Origin of the sequence: Tropicimonas sediminicola (assembly GCF_900188335.1) — a bacterium.
GTDB lineage: Bacteria > Pseudomonadota > Alphaproteobacteria > Rhodobacterales > Rhodobacteraceae > Tropicimonas > Tropicimonas sediminicola.
Map to the genome: position 1 here is coordinate 1 of NZ_FZOY01000005.1, position 23,188 is coordinate 23,188.

The 23,188-nt window shown below is 58.9% G+C and carries 22 protein-coding genes; 10 read left to right on the forward strand and 12 right to left on the reverse strand.

Translation table 11 applies throughout. The features are described 5' to 3' along the window. Nucleotides 1–190, forward strand: a 190-nt coding sequence (locus CHB86_RS24910) for a hypothetical protein (RefSeq protein WP_217898308.1), incomplete at its 5' end; no start/stop codon positions are given. Between the two features lie 396 nt (nucleotides 191–586). On the opposite strand, the gene CHB86_RS13495 is transcribed toward CHB86_RS24910, so the two are convergent. The 4 genes from CHB86_RS13495 to CHB86_RS13515 all read right to left on the reverse strand — a co-directional run bounded on the left by CHB86_RS13495 (nucleotide 587) and on the right by CHB86_RS13515 (nucleotide 4,381). After that, nucleotides 587–1,066, reverse strand: a complete 480-nt coding sequence (locus tag CHB86_RS13495; protein ID WP_089233600.1) for a thermonuclease family protein — start codon at nucleotides 1,064–1,066, stop codon at nucleotides 587–589. Nucleotides 1,067–1,764: 698 nt separating this feature from the next. Next, nucleotides 1,765–3,210 carry a YfjI family protein gene (locus tag CHB86_RS13505; RefSeq protein WP_089233602.1) on the reverse strand — a complete coding sequence of 482 codons (1,446 nt, stop codon included), beginning with the start codon at nucleotides 3,208–3,210 and terminating at the stop codon, nucleotides 1,765–1,767. 137 nt (nucleotides 3,211–3,347) lie between these two features. Continuing rightward, on the reverse strand, nucleotides 3,348–3,533 hold the full coding sequence (locus CHB86_RS25345; RefSeq protein WP_141134906.1) for a helix-turn-helix transcriptional regulator: 186 nt from the start codon (nucleotides 3,531–3,533) through the stop codon (nucleotides 3,348–3,350). 98 nt (nucleotides 3,534–3,631) lie between these two features. After that, nucleotides 3,632–4,381 (reverse strand): hypothetical protein, encoded by a 750-nt coding sequence (locus tag CHB86_RS13515; protein ID WP_089233604.1) that lies wholly within the window; start codon nucleotides 4,379–4,381, stop codon nucleotides 3,632–3,634. Nucleotides 4,382–5,482: 1,101 nt separating this feature from the next. On the opposite strand from CHB86_RS13515, the gene CHB86_RS24210 reads away from it, so the two are divergent. Both CHB86_RS24210 and CHB86_RS24215 read left to right on the forward strand, forming a co-directional pair. After that, complete coding sequence (locus tag CHB86_RS24210) at nucleotides 5,483–6,145, forward strand: DUF2971 domain-containing protein (RefSeq protein ID WP_141134896.1); 663 nt, start codon at nucleotides 5,483–5,485, stop codon at nucleotides 6,143–6,145. 61 nt (nucleotides 6,146–6,206) lie between these two features. Beyond that, nucleotides 6,207–6,983: a S1 family serine peptidase gene (locus tag CHB86_RS24215; RefSeq protein WP_141134897.1), complete on the forward strand. Its 777-nt coding sequence runs from the start codon at nucleotides 6,207–6,209 to the stop codon at nucleotides 6,981–6,983. Nucleotides 6,984–7,042: 59 nt separating this feature from the next. On the opposite strand, the gene CHB86_RS13525 is transcribed toward CHB86_RS24215, so the two are convergent. The 3 genes from CHB86_RS13525 to CHB86_RS24645 all read right to left on the reverse strand — a co-directional run bounded on the left by CHB86_RS13525 (nucleotide 7,043) and on the right by CHB86_RS24645 (nucleotide 11,544). After that, nucleotides 7,043–10,345 (reverse strand): DEAD/DEAH box helicase family protein, encoded by a 3,303-nt coding sequence (locus CHB86_RS13525; RefSeq protein WP_245837958.1) that lies wholly within the window; start codon nucleotides 10,343–10,345, stop codon nucleotides 7,043–7,045. A 366-nt stretch (nucleotides 10,346–10,711) separates the two neighbouring features. Further along, nucleotides 10,712–11,392: an IclR family transcriptional regulator gene (locus tag CHB86_RS13530; RefSeq protein WP_089233607.1), complete on the reverse strand. Its 681-nt coding sequence runs from the start codon at nucleotides 11,390–11,392 to the stop codon at nucleotides 10,712–10,714. Between the two features lie 5 nt (nucleotides 11,393–11,397). Continuing rightward, nucleotides 11,398–11,544 carry a hypothetical protein gene (locus CHB86_RS24645; protein ID WP_176442875.1) on the reverse strand — a complete coding sequence of 49 codons (147 nt, stop codon included), beginning with the start codon at nucleotides 11,542–11,544 and terminating at the stop codon, nucleotides 11,398–11,400. A gap of 236 nt (nucleotides 11,545–11,780) precedes the next feature. Here CHB86_RS24645 and CHB86_RS13535 point away from each other — a divergent pair, with 236 nt between their 5' ends. Then, the gene (locus CHB86_RS13535) at nucleotides 11,781–12,413 is read left to right on the forward strand and encodes a hypothetical protein (protein ID WP_089233608.1); all 633 of its coding nucleotides are present in this window, start codon (nucleotides 11,781–11,783) and stop codon (nucleotides 12,411–12,413) included. A 524-nt stretch (nucleotides 12,414–12,937) separates the two neighbouring features. On the opposite strand, the gene CHB86_RS13540 is transcribed toward CHB86_RS13535, so the two are convergent. Beyond that, on the reverse strand, nucleotides 12,938–14,011 hold the full coding sequence (locus CHB86_RS13540) for an integrase family protein (RefSeq protein WP_089233609.1): 1,074 nt from the start codon (nucleotides 14,009–14,011) through the stop codon (nucleotides 12,938–12,940). Nucleotides 14,012–14,243: 232 nt separating this feature from the next. On the opposite strand from CHB86_RS13540, the gene CHB86_RS13545 reads away from it, so the two are divergent. Next, nucleotides 14,244–15,440, forward strand: coding sequence for a winged helix-turn-helix domain-containing protein (locus CHB86_RS13545; protein ID WP_089233610.1), 1,197 nt, complete (start codon nucleotides 14,244–14,246; stop codon nucleotides 15,438–15,440). 211 nt (nucleotides 15,441–15,651) lie between these two features. On the opposite strand, the gene CHB86_RS13550 is transcribed toward CHB86_RS13545, so the two are convergent. Both CHB86_RS13550 and CHB86_RS13555 read right to left on the reverse strand, forming a co-directional pair. Then, nucleotides 15,652–16,368, reverse strand: coding sequence for a phytochelatin synthase family protein (locus tag CHB86_RS13550; RefSeq protein WP_217898310.1), 717 nt, complete (start codon nucleotides 16,366–16,368; stop codon nucleotides 15,652–15,654). 113 nt (nucleotides 16,369–16,481) lie between these two features. Further along, a complete protein-coding gene (locus tag CHB86_RS13555; protein ID WP_089233612.1) occupies nucleotides 16,482–16,880 on the reverse strand; it encodes an OsmC family protein in 399 nt (132 codons plus the stop codon). Between the two features lie 264 nt (nucleotides 16,881–17,144). Between CHB86_RS13555 and dctP the strand changes: the two genes are divergently transcribed. Genes dctP through CHB86_RS13570 form a run of 3 tightly spaced genes read left to right on the forward strand, consistent with a single transcriptional unit; the run spans nucleotide 17,145 to nucleotide 19,989 of the window. After that, nucleotides 17,145–18,146: a TRAP transporter substrate-binding protein DctP gene (dctP, locus tag CHB86_RS13560; protein WP_089233613.1), complete on the forward strand. Its 1,002-nt coding sequence runs from the start codon at nucleotides 17,145–17,147 to the stop codon at nucleotides 18,144–18,146. Nucleotides 18,147–18,160: 14 nt separating this feature from the next. Further along, nucleotides 18,161–18,700, forward strand: coding sequence for a TRAP transporter small permease (locus CHB86_RS13565; RefSeq protein WP_089233614.1), 540 nt, complete (start codon nucleotides 18,161–18,163; stop codon nucleotides 18,698–18,700). Continuing rightward, nucleotides 18,700–19,989, forward strand: a complete 1,290-nt coding sequence (locus CHB86_RS13570) for a TRAP transporter large permease (RefSeq protein ID WP_089233615.1) — start codon at nucleotides 18,700–18,702, stop codon at nucleotides 19,987–19,989. Before CHB86_RS13565 ends, CHB86_RS13570 begins: the two co-directional genes overlap by 1 nt. A gap of 38 nt (nucleotides 19,990–20,027) precedes the next feature. Here the strand turns inward: CHB86_RS13570 and CHB86_RS13575 are convergent, their stop codons facing one another. Beyond that, nucleotides 20,028–20,660, reverse strand: coding sequence for a hypothetical protein (locus tag CHB86_RS13575; protein WP_089233616.1), 633 nt, complete (start codon nucleotides 20,658–20,660; stop codon nucleotides 20,028–20,030). A 182-nt stretch (nucleotides 20,661–20,842) separates the two neighbouring features. Between CHB86_RS13575 and CHB86_RS13580 the strand changes: the two genes are divergently transcribed. Next, the gene (locus CHB86_RS13580; RefSeq protein WP_245837959.1) at nucleotides 20,843–21,091 is read left to right on the forward strand and encodes a hypothetical protein; all 249 of its coding nucleotides are present in this window, start codon (nucleotides 20,843–20,845) and stop codon (nucleotides 21,089–21,091) included. Nucleotides 21,092–21,256: 165 nt separating this feature from the next. Further along, the gene (locus tag CHB86_RS13585; protein WP_089233917.1) at nucleotides 21,257–22,051 is read left to right on the forward strand and encodes a DUF1194 domain-containing protein; all 795 of its coding nucleotides are present in this window, start codon (nucleotides 21,257–21,259) and stop codon (nucleotides 22,049–22,051) included. Nucleotides 22,052–22,080: 29 nt separating this feature from the next. Here the strand turns inward: CHB86_RS13585 and CHB86_RS13590 are convergent, their stop codons facing one another. Further along, nucleotides 22,081–23,109 carry a LacI family DNA-binding transcriptional regulator gene (locus CHB86_RS13590; RefSeq protein ID WP_089233617.1) on the reverse strand — a complete coding sequence of 343 codons (1,029 nt, stop codon included), beginning with the start codon at nucleotides 23,107–23,109 and terminating at the stop codon, nucleotides 22,081–22,083. Nucleotides 23,110–23,188: the final 79 nt, after the last annotated feature.

A 23,188-nucleotide genomic window follows, 5' to 3' on the forward strand; every position in this document is an offset into this window, starting at 1 on the left:
CTATACGAGGAGCACGTTTGCCAAGGCGACGGTCATGCCCAGACTGGCCGACTTTTGCTCCGCCCAGTGGTCGGTTTTTGCGCCGCCGTTGACACTATCGTCGCTCAAACTTCGAGCGGCGCTTCCGAGTACCGGTCAGTTAAATCCTGAAAGCGAACTCGAGAAGCAGTCATTGAGTACCTTGAGCTGAACGATCACTTTGTCCACTGACTCGTCCTTAATGTGAGACGCCGCGAACGTTTGCTTCAACTCCACGCTGACGGCTGACGAACCAGCAAGGCAGGGAATGACTGCAAGATCGGCAAACCCGACCTTGGTCGCTACCAACTCTCGAGTTGACTACCTTACGCATTTTCGCGGCAGTTAATCTTGAATGTGAACCTCGGTCCAATGGTGCCCGCTGGTCTTTTGGATTCATTTTTCGCTCCGAGAGAATGAAGCCTCCCCCGCCGGTCCCTATGCTATCCGAAATAGTTTCGGACCCACCCCCCATCTTCCTGAAGCACTTTGGCGATCGGAGTTGCGGACGGAGAGCACAGACGGGGTCGGTATCTGATCAAGCGTTCGTGGGAGATAATCCTTGAAGTCAGTGGTTGCGGCGCCAAGTCCATGGCATCTCGAACGAAGCTTGCCAGATGCCCAGCTTCTCCTTCTCCGCCAGCCGCTGTTCGTCAACATAGTCAAGGCTGTAGTTGGTGTAGGCCAATGCCCAGCCGTTTCGTACAAGCCATCCGTTGATGTCATGGTTGTTCTTCCTGCAAACGGCTACGAGACGCCCGTAACGATCGACGTCACGGACGTCGCAATCGATCGGTGAACTGGCAATGAAATCCGCCAAGGCGAAAGCTGAGTCCTTTCCGCAGCGCCAGGCGCTTCCATCATGTCGCTTGCAAGTCTGACGGCTCTCGATCGCGTCGACACCGAAAAGTCGAATGCGCTGGCCATGTATCTCAATCGTATCGGCGTCGATGACAGACTCCACGCCGGAAATGCTCGAAGGCTCCGCGGATAGACATGCCGCAACCATCGTGACAACTGAAGCAAGGACGCCTTTTCTCAGTAACATACTCTAGAGCCTTCCTTCCGATAGTTCAGCCACCCGAACAAAGGTTCTCACATGTAACGCCGTCGTTGTCTCTGTCCAAGGATCGACCCCAGGAGCAGTTCCGAAAGAGCCAGTAGGCGTCTTGGCAACTGAAGATCGATTTCGAGCAGTATCGGCGGGGTGAGCAGCTTATCGACTGTGAAAGATGCAGCAGTCGATTTTGGGGCGTTGGTGATGTGTGGGGTAAGGACACTTGGTTTCCTGCCGCAAATACAGCCTGCCAAGCGACCAAAAGAAGCGTGTGTTGCATGGTATGAGCCTCCGGCTGTGCTTTAGTCTGGCAATTCGGCGGAACTTTGGCGGCAGGAGCGCGATTGGGTCAGGAGCGTCAGGAGGGCGGTCCCGGGTGTGTTCTTCTTGGAGAGCGAGGCTTCACCGTTCAACGCCCTCGCTTGCCAGCGAGAACAAGCAGGAGGGCGCGTTGCTCGGCCGCCGCCCTCTCCAATCCACCGTCGAACTCCATTATCGCAGCGCGTTCTTCGAAGATGTCTTGTTCTTGCTTGGTCAGGTGGGAGGTCAGACGTACCGCTTGCGAATCCTGCGAATGTTGCGAATTGACAGAACTCGATGCGGGCTTCTCCCAGGGAAAAGTGATTTCTTCAGCATTTCTGAAAGCCTCGCGTATGGCTTCAAGCGGATCCGAGGACTGCACAACAGCACTAGCCCCGCACAACTTGGTAAGCGCGGCGCGATTTCCTGCCACTTATGATATGGCTGCCCTCGACTTTTCGAAGCCAGCCATACTCCTTGAGGACCGCGAATAGCTGTTTGACCCGGTCGGCGGAGCGAAGGGCGTTTGGTCCACGTTGAGCCACAGCGCTCACGTCGACGAACTCCTCTTCCCACATGTCTCTCAGCCAGACGCGAAGTCGTTCCGCTTCCTGCATGTGCTTCGGGACCGTTCCCGCCGCGAATACCCTCAGCGCTTCCTCAAGGTAGAAGTTCGTAAGGTTGATCGCGATACTCATGTGGCGTCGCGAAACGCAGGTCGCCTTCTGGTCCTCGAACAGGGTGAGTACGCCGGCGATGCGAGCGGCCTGCTCTGCGGCTTTGGAGGCGTGGGCGCGAACCTCGGCGTAGCGCAAGCCCTCGGCGTGGGCCTCCTCAGTTACATTGAAGAACTCAACCAGGTCCAGGATTGCCTCGTCTTCCAGTTCTAGCGTTCTGGGCGCGAGTTGAAGCGGGTCCCTGTCGGTCGTTGGGAGCTTCAGGTTAAGTAGGTCACGCAGCCGTTTCTTGAATGTAGTTAAAGTCGCTTGAGCTTCTTGCCTTGCCACGATTGTCGCCTGATCCATGCGGATGAATCGTTTTCCTTGGTTCGTGTCTGGGAACGCCATCAGGAACCTCGCAAAGAGGCCCTGATCCCTCAACGTTTGGTCAGAAAGCGTCTCCAGTGCGATGGCTGGTTGTACTGCGATGTGTGCGGAAACACGCCTGTTGGGAAGGAAGACGGCCTGACCCCCGGCGGTGTTCTTCATGATCGGTTTCCCATCCCAGAACTTCGACAAGAGTGCGGCAGTCTTCTCGCGGTTTGAAGAACTCATGGAGTAGCCGCCGAGAATGATCCCGCCTTCATCCGTGAAGATCCCGGTCGAAGGGCGTCCGTTCTCGAAGTGGCGGAGTTTGCCTTCTACTGTCAGATCCTCGAAGAGAATCTGTGGGCTAGTGGGCGGGGTGGTATCCAGTGGAGGTTCTTCGCGATCACTACTTGGATCGTCAATGAGGCCTATAGAAAATGTGGAGGCGCGTCCGGAGTTCTTCTGTTCCTCGAACCTCTGTAGGTCTTTACGGAACCTGTCGAGGAGCGGTGCTTCGAACTCCCTGATGGCCGAGGTGGCGAGGCGATCGACTTGCGTCTTTCGTTCTCCTGAAGCCGCAATGCTGAAGCAGAACAAGCTGGTGGGAGCGCAGTCCCCGGAAAGCGTCTGTACGTTTGCATGCCCCTGTACGGCAACGGCGATCGACGCAAGTACGGCATTCAGGATTAGCGCTGTTGGCGCTTGCGTGAGTGTTTCGATCGCTCTGACCGGTTCAATGAGCGGTCCAAGGTCTGCAAGCGGAAGCTCAGTTGCCCGTGGGAGCGGTTTCACTAGAGGCGTCGGCATAAGAAGTCCTCTCGCCCGGACATAACTGTCCCATTGCCAGTTTCGGAAACTGTCATTCGTATACTCCGGAGATTTGGAGAAGCAGTACGCAATGAACGGCTGTGCAGCGTATCAAGAGCGCACAGTGGGCCCCGCGGTTAGCCTTGAACCAGATGTTGGTTGAGCCACTCGTCCAGGTCTTCGCGTCGATATAGGACGCAGCCTGCGAGCTTTACGAAGGCCGGGCCGTTGGCACGATTATGCCGAAGCCGAAGCTTGGCGAGTTTCGAGGTCGAGATTCCAAGGTATTGCGCGGCGACGGCGGGACGCAGATAAGTCGGCATCGCGGGGAAGTGCTGTTGTTCTGACACTGTGGATCACTCCTGAGTTGGTGATCTCAGCATGGTCGTTCCAACAAGCTGGGTCAGGCGGCGCGAATTGGTTAACTTTCTTTCTTCGCGCCCCTTGACAGGCTTTTTGTACGTCGCTCATGCGACACCCAGGCGTTTGCCAACGCTTCATATGACCAACCAGGTGACTCCGCTTTGTCGATGTGAATGAGCAGGTCATTCACGAATCTGGCGAAGGGGCTGTCGCCCTTCTTCGGAGCGTCGGCTCCTGTATACCGTTTCCAGACTTTGCGAGCTGTCGACATGAACTGCACCTTGGCCGCGCGCTCATTGTTCAGTTCGTGCCTGTTAAGGGCGTGAAGCTCTTGGAGCTCTGACTTCGCATTGTTGATCATCCCTTGGTCGCGCGACGCGTTCGGCGAGTTCTCGTAGGCAGGAGGGTTACGGCCATGGACTGCTCGAAAGAGCGCGATCATTTCTACTAAAAAGTTCCGCCGAAACCTTTCGAACTCAGGCTCCCGTGCGGGCTGTGCCTGAAAGCCCAACTCTTCCTGTAAGGGCATAGTGGCGATCGTCTTAAGATCTTGCGTCAGAGCGACCCTGGAACGGAAGGATAGCGACGAGTAAGCGTTCCAGACATTGGTCACTGCACCAGCGAACCTGTCGAGTTTCTCCAGCTCTTCCTTCAGAAAAACCGTTCTTGAGAGGTCCGTAGAAAGCAGAAAATCTTTGGATAGAAAGAACTCGACATCACCATCCCAAGGGTCCTTATCGGGAAAGTTGTCCTTCAAGATCTTTATCCGTGCACGTTGCTCCGGATCCATTGGCTGTACTTTGGTCATGGATTCTGCTGATAGTGTACTGCTATGTATTCTTTGCCGCTGGCCCAAGCTAGCAGCCCAGAACTGTTTTGCAATCGAACAAGGAGATCTAGTGCAAGGGGGTAAGTGCGAGCTCACTGAACTAGGCGAGGCGATCTTGGATTGCGGCAGTCTGTTAACATAAGGGCGCTTACGAGCAGGGAATGAACGGTTATATTTGACGCCATATTCGGCTGAAAACTTGGAGATTTATTTGCATGAGGCTTTTTCGGATTGATGAAAGAGATCAGTCGCTGCTTTTGGGGTTTCCCGAAACTTCTATGGGAATTCAGGTTCTAGCTGAGCCAGAAACCCCTTTACTTGAATGGTTGATCGTTCTGGGAGGCCAAGTCGCCTTGTTTTCAAGTGATTTGTTCCTGGGAGCGGAGGTCAGCGAGCCTCTGAGCTACCTGGATGAGCCATGGCTGCGCCGTGACGAAAGAGGGCTCGATTCCGATCGAGAGGCTTTGTTCAGAGAATGGCTGGATATGCTTGAACCGGTCGAAAATAGTATAGAGGGTCGCCAAATAATTCCTTCCGTACAATTTAGGCAATTCCCGATCGGTCCATTTCCTCAGCCGCCACAACCGAACAGTTGGACATATGGTCATCTACCCTTCATCGGAGTAACTGGCACAGATGACGTTTTCTATCGTTGGGAACCTTGGCCAACTAGCAGACGTATAGACCAGAAAACCGGCAGAGTGGCCGCGGGTACATTCACGGCGCCAATGTCAGAATTGCAGTTCATGCCAACCGGATTCTCTGCCGTTGCTCGCCTTGCGCTACCCGGATTACTGCCAGCTTGCTATAGATGGGAACTGCGTCCGCCTTCTTTCACGCATACACGTTGTGGAGCATGCGTTCCTATGTTCGGACAGTCAGGCGGTGGCGTTGAGGTTGCCTTCCAAAACGGGTTCACGAACGTTGGCCCAGTTGCAAACCCAGTTGTTTTACCAGCGTTGTAAAGATGAAGTGGTCAATGCCCGTATATGAAACCGACCCGCTACAGTTTGCGGTATTTGCTTCCAGCGTGCGCCCCTGCTTCTCTTGGTCAGTTGATCCGTTTCCAGGTTTGATCTGATGTTAGTCTTTCGATTCCTCAACGAAAAGTACGCAATCAGAGCTTTGCGTGAGAAACGGCTTCGGATTTCTCGTATTGAGGAGCTGAACGACGAGTTTGAGTTTATTGGATTAGCGCTCAAAGGGCGGAAAGACAGGAAGGCGCTGCGAGAGATACGCTCACACTTGCACCAAAAGAGCGGAATAATCTGCATGAGCGAGCGGTGGAGCAATCCTTTACTTTGGGCTCACTACGCCGACAACCTTCGAGGTATTGCGCTTGCCTTCGAGATTGCGCCAACGAGGTTCCACCAAGTGAAGTATGTTTCAAAACGGCCGAAGCTTCTGGATCTTGGCCACAGAACCTTGGACGGCATAACCCCAGCAGATATAAAGCAGTTGATGCTAACCAAATTCGATGCATGGGCCTACGAAGAGGAACGCCGAGGGTTTTTCGAACTCAGGGAAGGTGAGACGATTAGCGGAGGAACCCATTTCTTTGAGCCATTCTCGGATCAGATGGCGCTGCGTCAAGTTATCGTCGGACCAAGATGTTCGGTAAAGCGCAGGGAAATCTCCGAAGCGTTAGGTGACCTGTCGGATATCGTTGAAAGTTTTAGAGCAAGGGCCGCATTTCAGGGTTTTTCTATTGTCCGTAATAGAAATGAAAATATTTGGAAATAGACCATTACGATTCAACGGCAAACTAACGAAACGAAACTGTCCAATTGTATGGAATTTAAGAATGAACAGAGAGAGTGCAGAGCAAGTCGAGTGGATGAAGAAATGCGACTATGTTGTAAGCAAGATGAACAACTTCGTACGCAGTTGTGTAACTCCGTTATCTCATGAAAGTGCAGACCGTGTTCGTCTAATCGGGACGGGGTCGTTTATCATTAGATCGGGAATTCATTCGATAATTACGTGCCACCATGTGGGTGCAGAAGGCGAATGGCAGCTCGACTACCGGCTGAATAGCAGCGACGTCATCCATAGATACTCAATGAGATGGTTAGGCATCCCCGAACCAGTTGATGTCGCATGTACCAAAGATACTCTAGTCGCCTTGAGCACCGAACAGCCTGCGATACAACCCCACCAGCTAGCATTGAAACACGAGACTTCTCAAAAAGAGGAGTTGCTGTACTTTTTCGGGTTTTCTGGCGAGAATAGCAATTTCGCTTTTGAAAATCTGGTTTCAAACGGAACTGGATATTTAACGCAGCAAAACCAAGAGGCAGCCTCGGATGGCGATCTGATTGAGTTGCTGTGGCCCCAGGGAGCGCCAAACTGGAGTTCCGAAACAACAGAATATGCAAAGAAAAACATGAGGTTTAGTGATCCGAGGGGTTTTAGCGGCTCTCTTGTATGGAATACTCGCTTCCTTGAAGTCGGGGGAAATTTGGATTCTTGGTCACCAAATTATGCGCAAGTCACCGGAATCTTGAAACGATTTGATCCTGCAAGGAGTGTTCTTCTTGCTACTCCAATAGAAAAATTTGGTCACCATAAACTTGCCTAGTGGGCCATAGCCCAGCGTTGTCGAAGTCGACATAATGGACGTCAGGGAGTTCACATTGATCAGTGCTCGCCCGCACCACCCGAGAAAAACACGACCGAAACCCGGCGCCCGATCTCTGGCTCATGATCCCTGGACACAAGCTCTGCTTCCTCGATCACTTTGGACATCTTTTCGCGGACGTCGTCAGCGCCCGGAAGATCGCTTTCGAGCTTCTCTAGGATCGCCTGGATCGCGATGTACCCTTTCGGCAGCTCCTCATAGGCAAAGCTGTCCCGCACCTCTTGCTTGGCTTGCTCCCAGTAGGGGTCGAGCAGCCGACTCCATGACTCGCAGATCATTTCGATGGCGGGTAGGGACAAGTGCCCGAACATCCCTCGATCATCGTTTTCCACGTCGGACCGTCGGCTCATGAACTCTGCGCACGCCTTCATCAGACTTTCGACGCGTGCTGGGCGCAGGTCCCATTCTGTAAGCCGTCCAAGCTGGCCAGAGACGGTTTCAAGCGCGCTGGTCAGATCCTCCTCGGTCATCCTCGTCTGTTCCAAGCCGAGGCTCTTGGTCCTCTCGTATGCCGTCTCAAGGGTCTTAGCACAGGCCAACTGACCCCGCTCCAACAGTAGGCCCGTCTCAGAAGGCCGTAGCAGCAGCAAACGCGGAGGTAAGAAATTGGTCGGCTTGTCGACGCCCTTCAGATGTAGGGCGGTGAAGCTCTCTCTGGCAGACAGAAGCGCCAATTCAGCGCCCCAAGTCCCTTCGATTCTGGCCTTGCTGATGAGACCGTAGCGCTCTGGAGAAATCTTCTCTTTGGTCCGAGCGAGAACGTCGTGGAAATTGTTGTCTCGCATCCGCCTGGTTGACCCGAGATAGCGCGTGACGCTCTCCAGGATCACCTCGGTGTCCTCGGAGCCAACCTCTTGCACGGCGTCAATCAGCTCTTCCCCTGCTAGGGTCCGATAGTTCTCGATGCGGTTGGTGACCTTCTCGTCAGATGCAAATTGACCAACGGGAACATCGACGAGGTGGTAGTTCACAATTCCGAACTGACTATCGATCCGGTCGATACGACCCAATCCTTGAATGAGCTCTTTCAGGTTCGACGTGACCCCGAGGAGAACAAGCGTGTCGGCGGACTGAAGGTTAATCCCTTCCGCCATCTTGTAGGTGAGGAAGACCGAGGCAGGCCCTTCCGGCGCATTCTTGCCCCCAGGGCGGAAGTAGGACTCTACCGACTTGCCGTGCGTGATCCGTCGGAAGCCGTCCGGTCCGCTGCCAAAGATGGCCTTCACGGCCCTATCATCACCCTTGGTCTGGTTCCCAACGACGAAGTTCGTGTGGTGGCCGCCGCGAGAAAGCGCCTCAGCAAAGATTTCGAGCGTGTCCGTGCGCTCTGCAAGAAAGACAACCCGATCCTTCTGCTGCTGGATGCGCAGGCAAGCTTCATATCGCTTCTCATCCAAGTCTTGCAGCGGCTGTGAGGCGAGCTTTTTGGCTAGGGCATCGCACTTTTCGGGAGCCGCCAAAGCATCGATGCCAAGCAGAGCAAACATGTCGACCTGGCCAGGGTGTGGAGCCCTCCGCTTGTTCTTGGAACCTTGTTCAAATTCCCGCAGCCACTTTCCGATGACGCCCTGGGTCATCTCCCAGGCTGCCTGCGCCGCGCTTACCCGGAGAATATTCAGCAGGTTGCGGATATGGAGCTGATCCTGGGTGCTCTGCTGTGTCTTGACGTGACCGAAGCGGCTCTTCTCGACAGCCGTGACCCTACCGCCGGGCGCGAGGTCGTTACATAGCGCAACGATTTCGTCGAGACGCGCCCTTTGGGGCTTCGTGAGCTTCAGCGTACTGGGTCGCCCGTGATTGGATAGCTTCGGGTAGCTGTGTTTGGAGCGATCCTGATCCTCGCCAATGCATCGGCGCTGACGGCGTGCCAAAAAAGGCGAAATCAGCTCGGAAAGTTCCGTGCGTGCCTGCCTCGACAGAGCGGTTTCTGGTTCGGATAGAACAGCAAGTGGCGCGTGCTGGTCGAAGATGTCGGGTGAACTTTGCATCTCACGTTCGAACAGCTCGCCCATGGCCTGGATGTAGTCCGGCGTCATGAAGATTGAGGCGCGCTTCTCCTGCATATGGGCAAGCCAGTCGACGTCGCGATTGCCTAGAAGTGTTGCCGACAAGCAGACGTTCCAGCTGGGTGGTGCGAGCTCGACCGCCGCAGCCATCTGGGATGCCTGTTCGAAGCCAGGTGTCACCGTATGACTTTCGTCGATAATGAGCACGCCGAACTGATCGAGTCTCAGACCCGACTTGCGATCGTCGCCGGCCCCTCGCAGGCGCTTCTTTGAAAGACTTGTGTTGGCTATGGCCTCCAGGGAGTTCGTCGAATGCTTTACCCAGCTAGGGATGACCTTGGGCGGCGCTATCACCGCCGCGTTCTTTCTGGCGACGCCATGTATGGGGGAGCGCGGAATGACCCGCGAAAAGGTTTCCGAAAGAGCTTCCCCCAAGTGGCATCCGATTTCGGTTTTACCCGAACCTGTAGGCGCCTCCACGAAGGCGATGCCGTGTTCGTATGTGATGGAGCAGGCCTCGTAGGTCAGCTCCTGTTGGTATTCGTACAGCGTGTGGCCGGTGATCTCTCGTCGGTCCCCAGTTAGCCATGGCTCGAAGCCTTTTTGCTCCGAGATCATCCGCGCTATGGCGTCTTCTGCCGTGGCAGGCTTTATCAACCTATCGAGGATTTCGAGCGCTTCTTCTGTCCAGTCAGCCGAAACGTCCCAAATCTGTTCAGCCGCTTGGGTGCGCTCAAGTTGCAGCTCGTGCGAACCAGCATCGAGCCCATCCGCGTACTCAATATTGCTGTAGAGCCCGGAGCGCGAAAAGTTCGCCGAGCCTGCCACCGCGCCCACCCGCGAACTCACGATCTTGGAATGCATCCGACGATCACCGCTGATCCCCAGGCGGGTCTGGGCCAGTACGGGATCAAACACACGAAGCTCTATCTTGCGTGTTTGTATCGCCCGCTTTGCCAGCACCGCCAGCAGATCGTCGTCATCCTCGACCTGCAGGCCGGACTTCTCCAGCCAATAAAGCTTCATCTCTTCGGTCACCGGCCTCGGCTTTGCCAACCGTCGAGAGTTTGCCGTATCGATACCGAACGATATCCGAATATGGATGTCAGGGTCTGCGTCAGGGTCTTTGAGCTCCTTGACCTCTCTCATCAAAACGGCGAGCGACGACAGGAAGTCTTGATAGCCGGTCACGATGAGACAGTCGCCAGACGTGATGTGTGGTCGATAGAGGTCGATGACAGGGCGGTCGATATTGGTTCCGACCTTCGGCCCAGCCTCAAGGGCCGTTTCGGCCAACCCAGTGGCCTTGGGCTCTTCAATGGTCTGTGGCTTCGAGCGGAGCCAATTCGGGAGCGAAAACAATAGCTAATACCAGCGGTGTCGAGATTCTCGGAGTATGACTGATGCTTTTATCCCAGGGCAATGAGGCTTTTTACTGGCGTAGCGCCCGTCTACCGATTTTCGTCTCCCCTGGGTGCAAGATAGCAAGAGGGAGAGGGTGGACTGGGAGCGCCTTACCGCCTTCCTACGGCGAAACCCGTGCTTGGGGCGGGGTGTGCCGGGTACGACGGTATTGGGTTGGCGGTCAGTATGGGATCACGGAAAATACTGATGGCCTCAACACACATTCAGCAAGCAGTCATCAATAAGCATCTTTTGGAGCTATTCATCAGGAAAGCTCCCTTCATGAATAAGGCGACGCCCACGGTTGCCCATATGACGGTTGGTATCAAGATGTGCGAGGCGATAGGCATTCGAAACACCGTACTCACTACTCCAACTTGGAACATGCTCCACATGTACAAGGTTGTTGACTGCGAGTAGCGACAGAGCGCTCTTGATCTTGTTTCGCGGAATACCTGCGTACTCCTCGATCGTCTCATAGTTCATTCGGGCAAGATTGGTGTCGTTGTCCCGACGGGCAACGACGGCGTAGTAGAATTTTAATGCATCGAGTTCGGTAGCACGTCTAAGGTGAAATTCGTAGAAGGCTGGAATAGCCTGCTGCCGGTAGAGACCGCGGGCAGGTAGTTTGCCCCAGCCACGAGCCGGGTCAAAATTAGTAATCCGATAGGCGCTTTGTGCTCCCAAGCGCTCGACTAGACCGCGGTCAACAAGGGCGCTCAAACCCTGCGAGATCTTCGTGCGGCTCAAATCCGTCGCAGCCTGGAGTTGATCATAGGTTAGTTGGGCAACACCATGCTCATCGTCGGAATGGTGAGCAATCACGGTTAACAACATTAGCCCAGCTAAGTTCGCCGATCCTTCACCCTGCTTCCATCGGAAGTCTTTCAGTCCTCCTGCTTCGATCCATCCAGTAGGAAGTTTCACCCACGTCTTCATAACGTTCACCGACGGTTTTGGCGGTTATGGGCGGCATGAACTGCCCAAATGGCGAAGCCGGCCAGACCGATGGCTGCGAGACCGAGGATAAGAGCCAACACTTGCGGCGAAGCCGCAAAGAGTAGTGAGACAAGTTCGAATGCATGTTCCATGAGCGCCTCCGATTTTTCGAGCATGCGGAAAATTTGGCGCTGACGCACGATCTATTCTAGAAACAGTCGCCGTGCATTGATGAGGCAAATTCAACAATTACATCGCAAAAACAATAACTTGATGCCATAAGGATCAGTAATTATAGGTTTCTGAAGTAGTTCACGAAACTCGCTCTGCGAACTAGATTATGGTTCCTGGCGACAAAATAGCGCTTAGCGACAGGAGAACTGTACCGATGGAATCATCTGACGACCAGGCAATTAGGTCGGCATCTGCAGCCGCCGGGCGCCTGTTTCGCACATACGAACGGCATTGCATCGGACCCAGTTCAGACACCCTCTTTGACCTATTGACTGCAATGCATAGCCTAAATGACCGCCTGCAGAGGGCGGTCGGCAAGGATTTCCACCACGTCGAAGAGTTCGTTGCACTTAAGGCGATCCGGAACCTGGCACATCACCAGGAGGAGTTGCGCTCCAATGTTCGCGTCATCCCGGCACCTGCCTACAGTGATCTCGCTATCATGTGCATCCTAAGACGAGACCAAGTCGAACGCGCGATTGAGAACTCTCAAGAACGTTGGCGGAACGAGATACGTGCGGCGTGCGAGGCTGTTTTTCACTGGTACGGACAGGCTGTGAACATTAACCCATGCGTCTTTAACTTCATGGTGAAGGCCTACGAAGAGATATCAGAGGTCGGAGTGCGACCTGCTGAAGAGGATATCGCTTCCTTCGAGAACTCGTATCGCAACGAGGAGGCACACGGTCATTCGCATTTCGTGGAAGGTATCCTTCGCGCACCTGCGGCAGAAATCACCGGGTTGCTAGCGAGTGTAGCCGATGAGATGCCCTCCGCAGGTGCATAGCATCACGACAATCCAGACTCATCCCGTCACCTGTAGTTATGGAGGCCTGTCAGGACAAACGGCTTCTGAATTTGCTGCATTGGTGGCAGCCCGACTGGTCCGACCGTCGCTAGCGCTTGGCGTCTTTTAGTAGGGGATTAGTAGGGAATGTACGTCAAAAGTTCTCTGACTTGGTCCGGCACCGTCCAAGAGCGCCATTCAGAATAACATATTAATCATAAGTGGTTATCCGACTTCAGACCGTTCTGTCGGGTTACGTCCAACGCATGGACGGCAAAATTCGTAATGAGCGGGTCGCAGTCCGTTGAGCTGGAGAACCATCATACGCTCAATGGCGGCACCAGATATCACGCGCTATTCGCTCTCCGACAGATTGTTCTCCGCCTGCCAGTGCCTTAACCTCCGTTTGACTGGTGTATCTTTCTTTTAGACACTCGGGAATGCTTCTATCAGAAGAGTAGAGTAGTTTTCGGATTAGGGCCCTTGGCGTGAGGTTCAGCTAGGGCCTGAACTGTGAAAAGGCATCACTGCGTGCGTCGCTGCAGTTCCTTGCAGGCGGCTTCCATCGCCGGACGCAATGCATCCAATGATGGCTTGGCATACCTTTGCCCGGTGATCGAGAGTGGCGTGTGGTTGAGCAGCCGGCCGACGATCTCCTCGAGTACGCCGGCCTCCATTGCTACGGTGGCGAAGGTCCGTCGGTGTGCGTGCGGGCTCCAACGCATCCGCGTCGGGGCTGTCAGCCGACCATCTGGACCCTTCGGAGACGGGAAAACCCACTTGCGGTGCAGGCCGCGGACCGGCGCCAGGATCTCGTGATGGATCTGCAGGATCGGCAGGTCGAAGCTGCGGCCGTTCTTGGTCATCGGCAGATGGATGTGGTCTTCGCGGACATGCTTCCACTCAAGCGTCAGAGCCTCGCTCTTGCGGAACCCGGTAAAGAGAAGCAGCTCGTAGAAGACCGTGTGTATCGGATTGTGGAGGCCGTCGATGGTGGATCGCCACAGTTTCAGATCCTCGATGATCTCGCCCTTCGGCTGCTCCGGGTACCACTCGATCGCCATCGTCGGGCATTCGGGCAGATCATGGGTCCGACGGGCGTGGTTCCAGACCGTGCGGAAGTACTTGAGGGTATGGTTTGCCGTTGAGGGGGTGGCTGCAAGCGAGCGGTGCCTGTCAACAACCTGCGACTTGGAGATCTCGTCGAGCGGAAGCCGCATCCAGTCCTTCAGATGGTTCTCGAACTGTTGCCGCAGGCCGGACCTGTGTGCCTCTGAGCGCAGCCTTGGCCGCGCGAGGTAGGCTTCCATCGCTTCCTCGAGGGTAGGGGCCCCGATCTGGATCTGCTTCCCCGCGCCGCGGCCCCACTCCAGCGCGAAACCGAGTGCGGTCTGGCGAGCGGCCTGCGCCGAGATCACCGGGAAGCGACCGATCAGCACCCGCCGTGTCTGACCGCCCACGTCTTTCTGGAAGTACCAGGTCTTGGATCGCTTGCCGACGAAGAGCACGAGACCCTTCACCTCGCTGTCCCAGTGCTTCTCGGTGTCGGATTTTGCAGGTGGCAGCTTCTTGGCGAAGGTCTCGGTGAGCTTTGGCATTTTGTCGGAATTTTGTCTGTATCGGCATCCAAGAGTGTACCCCTGCAGGAACCGAGAGGAAAGGCCAAAGCATTGAAAAAGAAACAGTTTGAACGGAGATGAAACGACAGGAAAGGTGGATCACTTGCTTGGAAGGCTAAGGTCTTACCACTACACAACGCCCGCTCAGCAGATTACCACCTAAGTCATGGCCGTTCCGGGGTCAAGCATTGGCTGAGGTAAGCAACTGAAGATGACACGCGCGCGACTCGACAACCAATTGGCGCGCCGCCTGTTTCTGGACCGTCACCTGCTGTTGCGACCCGGACCGGGTTCCGGGAAGGAGGAGGACCTCGACCGCGTGCTCCACGGCCTCGGTTTCGTGCAAGTCGACAGCGTCAACACGCTCGCCCGCGCGCATGACCTGATCCTGTGGTCCCGCCGTGGCCGGTACCGTCCGGAGGCGCTCGAGCGTCTGGTCTCGCATCGGCGGAGCGCGTTCGAACACTGGACCCACGACGCCGCGGTCATCCCGATGCCATTCTACCCGATGTGGCGGATGAAGTTCGCGCGCGACGAGGCGCGTATGCGGGCGCGCTGGCCGGCGGCGCGCCGCGAAGGGTGGGAGGCCGAAATCGACACCGTGCTCCGGCATATCGGCGATCATGGTCCGGCATGTTCCAACGATCTCGGCGGCGACGAGAAGAAGGGCTCGTCGGGATGGTGGGACTGGCATCCGTCCAAGACGGCACTGGAGTTCCTCTGGCGGTCAGGACAGTTGGCGATCTGCCATCGCCGGGGCTTCCGGAAGTTCTATGACCTGACCGAGCGCGTAATCCCGGCAGGCCACCTCGCTCCACGGCTCGATGCGGACGAGATCGTCGACTGGGCAATGTGGGAAGCGCTTCAACGGCTTGGATTTGGCACCAGCGGCGAGTTGGCGGCGTTCTTCGACATCGTGACGCGCGATGAAGCGAAAGCCTGGTGCACGAGAGCGTTGACCGCCGGCCGGATCATCGAGGCGGATGTCGAGATGGCGGATGGTTCCCGGCGGCGGAGCTTCACCACGGAAGAAATCCTCGACAGCATATCCACGCTGCCCGAACCATCGTCCCGCGTGCGCCTTCTGTCGCCCTTCGATCCGGCCTTGCGGGACCGGGCACGCGCCGAACGGCTGTTCGGCTTCCATTATCGGATCGAGATCTTCGTCCCGGAAGCCAGGCGCAGGTACGGGTACTATGTCTTCCCCGTTCTCCAGGGAGACCGCGTGATCGGGCGGATCGACGCCCGGCGCACCGGTGATGCTCTCGTCGTTCGCGCGTTCTGGCCCGAAGCCGGCGTGCGGACGGGCAAGGGGCGGTTGTCTGGCCTGAAGGCCGAACTCGAACGGATCAGGCCCCTGGCCGGGGTGGAGGCTGTCCAGTTCTCAAGTGCCTGGTTGCGGGAGTGAGGCATGCCGTGGCGACCGCCTGACGCCCTTGATCGGTGTGTCGCAGAATGTACGGCGCGGGGTGCCAGACCAGGCGCCAGGCAAGGCGGGCGGGACCGCGGCTCCCAAGGCCCGATGGTTTCGCGCATCCTCAGACGCCGCGCCACGTTCCCTTCTGGAACAAGTCAGGTCAGCACGCCGGGACGGACGGGGCTCGCGGCACTCGAACGGATCAGCGGCGCACGCTGACGTAGCCTCGCGTCTTGTCGTAGTTGTCACTGTCGACTGTATTCATCGCGTCGAACAGCGCGGCAGCTTCAACCCAGATCGGCGGGTACTTGTACCGCGACACGTCGAGGATGAGGAACCTGTCCGTATCCGCATCGTAGGCACCGAGCGGCGAGATGTGACCGCCGGTTTCCTGCTCGATCGCCGACCGCAGGTAGTTCACGAGAATGAAGTGTTCGTCGTCCGCTAGTTGCGTGATCGCGGTCTGTCGGAACGTGTCGAGGTCGGATTCCGACGCATGAACCACCTCGACAGCGAGGTCATGCGCAGCCAGAACGCCGCCGACCTCGTCGAGGGTCATTCCGTAGGGCGGATTGACGATCGCCTCGGCAGGCTTCACCGCCTCGGCAGCGGGCGTGAAGATGTTCTCCTGGTCGAACATCCCGAGGCCAAGGGTCATGTCCGACGCGGGACGCGGAATCTCGAGGGCGTTGAGCACCATCGCAATGGAGGCGGGTCCGCAATATGCGGGGTTGTCCTGCGTGGTGAAGTGAATGCTGAGCGGGAAGTAATCGGTGCTGGCCTCGGCCTCGATCAGAAGCGCCGCGCCCTCCGGCGTCGACAGGCTGATGATACTTTGGGGCAGCGGCAGGGTCTCGGCCTGCGCCGTGGAAAGAGCGGCGGCGAACGCGGTCACGGCAATGGCAGTCAGTCGTTTCATGTAGGGCACCCCCATGGGAAAAGGAGAAAGACCAGCACGCTGAAATGCCGGCAGCATAGCACGCCGGAACGATCTTCCCTAACGTAACTTCTGACGGCGCAGCCGCCGCCACGTCATTCGGACTCGTCGAGATCCAGGGTGATCTCGCAGTTCAGCGTATTGCTGACCGTGCAGATCGATTTGGCGCGCCGAAGCAGTTCGGCCGACCTGTCTGCATCGTCGCTCAGCTTCCCGACGACGCGAATGCCGATGGACCCAACCCGGTTCGGCAGGTCGGTCGCCTTGGTTCCGGTGACTTCCACCGAGAACGGCGGGAGCGGGCGCTCCTCGGCAACGATCTCGAGCGACTTCGCGATGCAGGCCCCGACGGATGCCAGGAGCAGCTCGACCGGTGTTCCTTGTGGCGGCGCGGCAGAGAACTCTCCGCCCTGTCCCGCGTAGGTCAGAGCCCCATCCATATCGAAACGGACAGAGATCGGGCCGAAGGTCTTCGCTTTGATCCTGATCCCCATGCACGGACCTCCCTAGGCAAGCAAACGCGTTGGTCCATATGCTGCGCCGGGGTCTCGATCGTCAATCGAATGCCGCTTGGCGTCGAGCCCGCAGTTGCACGGGTTTCCATCCGGGGACGACCCGAGACGCCCACCCTCCGGTCGCTTGCCCCCGATTGCGCTTTCGCATAGGCCGCAGCGCGACTAAAATCTTCCGCAAGCCAACAACCGGGCAACGATCCGGAAATTCCCAACAGACAGGACTGAGGTCCAGGAGGTCACAAGATGAAACACCTGATCGGTAGCCTTGCCACGGTGGCTGCTCTTTCCGCGTCGGCAGCGGTGGCGGAAGAGTGGCGGGTGAACAACTTCCTGCCGGAGACGCGCCCGGAATCGGCGGAACTCGAACGGTTTGTCGAAGAGGCGAACGAGGCCCTGGGCGGCGCGCACGAGCTGAAGCTCTACAGCGGCGGATCGCTGGGCCTGCCGAACACCGACACCCTGCGCTTCCTGCCCAAGGGGGCCGTCGAGATGAGCCTGATGTGGGCGAACTATCTCGGCCGCGACGCGCCGGCGCTTAGCTCTGTCGTGGTTCAGGGCACCATCGGCTCGATCGAGGAATTCGAGAAGGCCATTCCGGTGGTGCAGGAGATCTACGAGGAGGAATTCGCAGACTGGGGCGTCTCCTCGGTGGGCTATGTCGCGATCCCGATGCTCATGGTTTCGGTCTTCTGCGGCGAGGAGCCGGTCAACACGCTGGACGACCTGAAGTCCAAGAAGCTCCGCGTCTGGGCGCGCGACCAGGTGGAGACCTTCACCCGGCTCGGCGTTTCGGCCCAGATCATCCCGCAGGAAGAACTCTACGTGGCGATGAAGACCGGCGTCGTGGATTGCGCGCTCTACCCGGCGCTTTATGCACACACGATCTCCTTGCAGGAAGTGTCCAAACACGCGTCCTTCCTCTACCCGATGGCGTCCGGCCCCTATGTACTCGGCGTCGCTACCGACCGCTGGGAGGCCGCCGATCCTGCCTTCAAGGAGGCGGTGACCAAGGCCGCCGATGACCTGTGGAACCGCACGAACCAGTATGACGACGACCTCGAGCGCGAGATGCAGGCCCGCGAGGACCTGGTGGGGCAGGGTCTCACCTGGGGCGAGGATTTCCCGGAAGCAGACCGCGCGCTTTTCGTCGAGGCGGTGACGGAAGTCTGGGCCGAGCTGGCGGAAGAGGCCGGCGGCAACGCCATGGGCTACCGCGAGCGCGTCCTCGAAGCGCTGGGCCGGTAAGCGGACCCGTTCCGATGGCCCGATCCCCAGCCGCCCTCGTGGCGCAGGCCCTGCGCGGCCTCGCCCTTGCCTGCGCCATCGCGGCCTCGCTGGGGCTCGCGGCCATCGTCTGCATCATCTCGGCCAGCGTGGTGATGCGAAAGCTCGGCACACCGCTGCACGTGACCGAGGAGGTCGTGGGCCTGTTGCTCAGCGTCTCGCTGCTGCTCGCCCTGCCCATGGTCACCCTGCGCGCCCAGCATGTCCGCGTGGCCCTGCTCTACAACGCGACGCGCGGCGCCGGGCGCCGGGCGTTGCAGGTTCTGGGGCTGGTGCTGAGCCTCGTCTTCTTCGGGTGGCTGATGATCGAGATCGTGCCCTGGTTCGAATTCGCCTTCGACCGCAACCTCAAGACGCAAACCTCGCGCCTGCTGCTCTACCCGTGGATGGCGGTGATGCCCGTGACCGTGGCGCTGACCATGGCGATCCTGCTGGCCCGGCTGACGGGCCTTTTGCCCGAGCCGCAGCCAGAGGCGCAGCCGGGCTTTACCGACCAAGGCGAGACACCGACCTGATGTTCTGGACGACCCTGATTGGCGGCCTCGTTGTCACTGCGGGCACGGGCATGGCGCTCGGTGCAGCGCTCGGCCTGACCGGGCTTGTGATCCTGCATTTCTTCTCCAATGGCGCGACCTCGCTTGCAGTCGACGCCATCTGGAACGTGTTCAACTCCTTCACGCTCAGCGCCGTGCCGGTGTTCATCCTGCTGGGAGAGATCCTGCTGCGCAGCGGGGTCAGCGAACGCGCCTACACGGCTTTCTCGCCGCTGTTCCGGCGCGTGCCTGGCGGATTGCTGCACACCAACATTGCGGTCTGCACCCTGTTCGGGGCGGTGAGCGGCTCCAGCCTGTCCACGGCGGCGGCAGTGGGCTCGGTCGCCTACCCCGAGATGACCCGGCGTGGCTACAACAAGGACATGGTCGTGGGCAGCCTTGCCGGCGGCGGCACGCTCGGCCTGCTGATCCCGCCGAGCCTTTCCTTCCTGATCTACGGCGCGCTGACGGAGACCTCGATCGGTCGGCTGTTCGCCGCGGGCATCGTCCCGGGGCTGATGGTGGGCGGGCTCTTCATGGCCTACCTGCTGATCCGGTGCGCCCGGAACCCCGCGCTCGCCCCGCGCGACGCAAGCCAGTCCTCGCTGCTCGAGATCCTTGCCGGGTTCCGCCATATCTGGCCGATCCTCGCGCTGATCGCGGCGGTCATCGGCAGCATCATCGGCGGACTCGCGACACCCACGGAATCCGCCGGCCTCGGGGTGATCTTCGCCATCGTGCTCACCTCGATCTGGGGCGACTTCACCTTCCGCAAGCTGCTGGACGCAATCTACCATTCGGCGCTGCTTTTCGCCTCGGTCGGCTTCCTGGTGCTGGGGGCCACGATCCTTGCGAAATCCGTGAGCATTCTGGGTGTGCCTCAACAGATCCTCGAAGTCGTCGCAGACAGCGGCCTCGGTGCGAACTCGGTGCTCCTGATCGTCGTGCTGGTCTACCTGCTGTTGGGGTGTTTCTTCGACGGCCTCTCCCTGATGATCATGACCTTGCCGGTGGTCTTCCCGCTCCTGACGGGGCTCGGCTTCGATCCGATCTGGATCGGCGTGATCATCACCATCGTCATCGAGATCGGCCAGGTGACGCCCCCGGTGGGTCTGAACCTCTCGGTTCTGACGGCATTGACTAACAACGAAGTGAGCTTCGGCCGCGTGGCAATCGCGACGGTCCCCTACTGGCTGATCCACCTCTTCGCGATCTTCCTGCTGACCCTGTTCCCGGTCCTCGCGCTGTTTCTGCCCAATCTGCTGTTCTGACCGAAGCGACCGCTCGGGAGCGGTCCCCGACCTGCCCGCTATCGCAGGGCGCGGCGGCTGCGCAGAGGTTCTGCCTCGACGGCTTCTCTCTGGACGAACTTCAGATGGCCGATCGCGGGGCGGAACGTTGCGTGCCGGTCGTTGTGCTCGAGGTGATCCGCGATCTTGAGAAGATTGATCGGGTGCTTCGCGACGAGGACACGGATCCGTTCCACCGCATCCTCCACCGGGTAGCTATCGATGAACTGGCAGGCGACCTGCGTCGGCGTCAGCAGGACATAGTCCCGGGACCGGCGTGACAGGTAGCGCGCGGCGTCGAATGGAGATGCGCCGAGGCTGTGCTGCTTGGGCATCACAACCCGCACATCCGCGGATCGGTTCTCGATGACCGCCCCGGAGACCTGCCGGAAGCCGAGGGGTTCAAGCCCTCGGACAGCGCGCCGCCGCATCGGGCCGGTCAGCATGTCCAGATCGGCGCGGTCGTATTTCAGGTCGTCGAACACCGAGATCAGGCGAAGGTCCGGGTCGGCGATCGACAGATAGGGGTCGCGGTCCAGCGCCCGCATCCGGCTGGCCAGCCCCGTGTCGACCTCGTCCTCGCATTCGGCCGACGCTCCCTCGGCGCGGGGGAGACCGACCAGACCAAAAAATGCAATCAGGTTTCGGATCATGGGGCGCCCCTCTCGCTCTTCATCCACCTCGATATGCGCCGATCCTCGGCTTCCCGGCGCTGCCTCGCCATCGAAGCCACCGCCCCTGGCTCGGGCGGCTGCGCCCTGCAAGGACAGATCGTGGAGTCGACACTCTTCACCTGTGATCTAGATCGCCTAGAGTAACGGAAAAGAACGGAAGCGTGGGCGGCCTGGAGATGCTGGAAGAGAAACGGAAAGATCTCGACACCGAGAAGCAGAAAGCGCTGCTGCAGCGCATGCTCACAGAGCTGAGCCGAGCGAACCCGGATCTCTATTATCGCTCCACCAGCGAGATTGCTTCGTACATCGAACGCTATGTGGCCGAGGAGGCCTCCCTGCTCGTCGAAGAGCGTGCCCTTCTCGAGCGTCTCAACCAGCGCGACATCCAGATCCTGCTGAGTTTGAACTAGACGCCACAGCCGCGTCGGCCCTTTGAGCGACGAGAATCCGACCCATAGGGCGCACTGTCAGTCCCCAGTTGGAAGCAGGCTGGGGAGAGACCGGCGACGCGGCATCGGTGGCGAAGGGAGAGGCCACGGTTGATCGAGGGGGGATGCCTGGCGCATCCTTGGACCATGCGCAGACTCGCCGCCCTGTTGTGTGCCGGATTGCTCGCCTCGCCCGCTGTCGCCGAGGGGGTCGAGGTGGATCTCGAACTGGTGCTGATGGTCGATGTCTCCCGGTCCATGACGGAGAACGAGCTCGAGATTCAGCGCCAGGGATACGCGGCCGCCCTGCAATCGGACGCGGTCTATGCCGCGGTTCAGTCCGGCCTGCTGCAGCGGGTCGCCCTGAGCTATGTGGAGTGGGCCGGCACGCAGGAGGTGATCGTCGACTGGCGCCTTCTGGAGACGCGGGAGGATCTAGCCGCCTTCGCAGAGACGCTGAGCGCGCAGTTCAACCCGGCGCTGAGGCGCACGTCCATCTCCGAGGCATTGATCTTTGGCGCGGAGATGATCGAGGGGAACGGCTACGAGGGGCTCCGGCGGGTGATCGACATCTCCGGCGATGGTCCCAACAACCAGGGGCGCCCGGTGACCCAGGCCCGCGACAGCGTCCTGGCGAAGGGCATCGTCATCAACGGGCTTCCGCTCATGACGCGCGAGGGCCTCGGGAGCGACTGGCATCTCGAGGGGCTCGACGTCTATTACGAGACCTGTGTCACCGGCGGCGCGGGTTCCTTCGTGATTCCGGTCGTGGACTGGGCCGATTTCGCCGAAGCCGTGCGGCGCAAGCTGATCCTGGAGATGGTCGGCGGACCGCCGTCGGAGACGCTGGTTCCGGTGCAGCTGAGCCGCCGGGACCCGACCGATTGCCTGATCGGAGAGAAGATCTGGCGGGACCGCCGCTACGACTGGAACGAGCCCTAGGGCGCCGGTCTTCGCGCTGGGCCAGGGGCTCACACGTTCTCGGAGGTGTAGATCTCGAAGCCGAGCGCGACGCGTTGCGCCCCGGCGTCGACGCCGCCCTTCTTTACGCGGATCATCGTGTCGATCGTCTCGCGGGCAAAGCGTTCCAGAGGATGCGAGATCACCATCTTCAACGTGCCATCGATCAACGCCTCGCGGGTCGCGTCGAACAGCTCGTATCCGACAGCGACGAAGTCCTCCCGCTTGTCCGCCTCCCGGAGCGCCGCCAGCGCCCCGGTTATGCCGCCGCCCGAGATGAACAGGCCGCACAGGTTCGGATGATCGCGAAACAGGGCTTCGACCATCTCGCGGGCAACCGCCGCGGATTCGTAAGTCGCGAGCGGTTCGAGAGGGGTGAAGCCGGTGTTGTGCTCGCGGAAATACGAGCGGAAGCCGCTCTCGTTCATCTCCTGGTTCCGGTACCGGTGGTTGCCGACGAGGATGCCGATCTCTCCCGGCGTCCGGACCATGTTGTCGAAGGCCCAGGCCGCGGTGCGCCCGACCATCCAGCTGTCGAGCCCGACAAAGCTGACGTTGGCGCGCGCCGAGAGCGGCGCGATCAGCGCGACGACGGGAACGCCGCTGCCCGCCACGGTGTCGATCGCGTCGGCGACCCGCGGATGCTGCGCCGCCACGAGGGCCACGGCGTCGCATGACGTGCCGAGGTCGATCAGGCGGGCGGCGATGTTGTCGGGCGACAGATCGTCCAGGTATTCCAGATCGAGCTCGATCTGGTTGTCGGACCGGCGCCGGACCTCCTGTCGCAGGGCGCTGCCGAGGTTGCGATAGAAGGCGCGCCCGCCTTGCTGCAGCAGAACGCCGAGCCTGTGGGTGTCACGCCCCTTGCGGACCGAGCTTTCGATCGTGCCAAGACCGTAGAAGCCGATCTCCTCGGCCGTGGCGAGGACATGCTCGCGCGTGTGCTTGCGAACCGAATCGGGGCGGTTCAGCACGCGGTTGACCGTCGAGACGGACACGTCCGCCGCCTTTGCCAGATCGCTGATCGTCAGTCGTTTCACTGTCTGCCCCTGCGCCACCTTGGCGCCATGTATCTCATTTTGACATATCGAAATGTCATTTTGAAACAAAAAGCGGCGG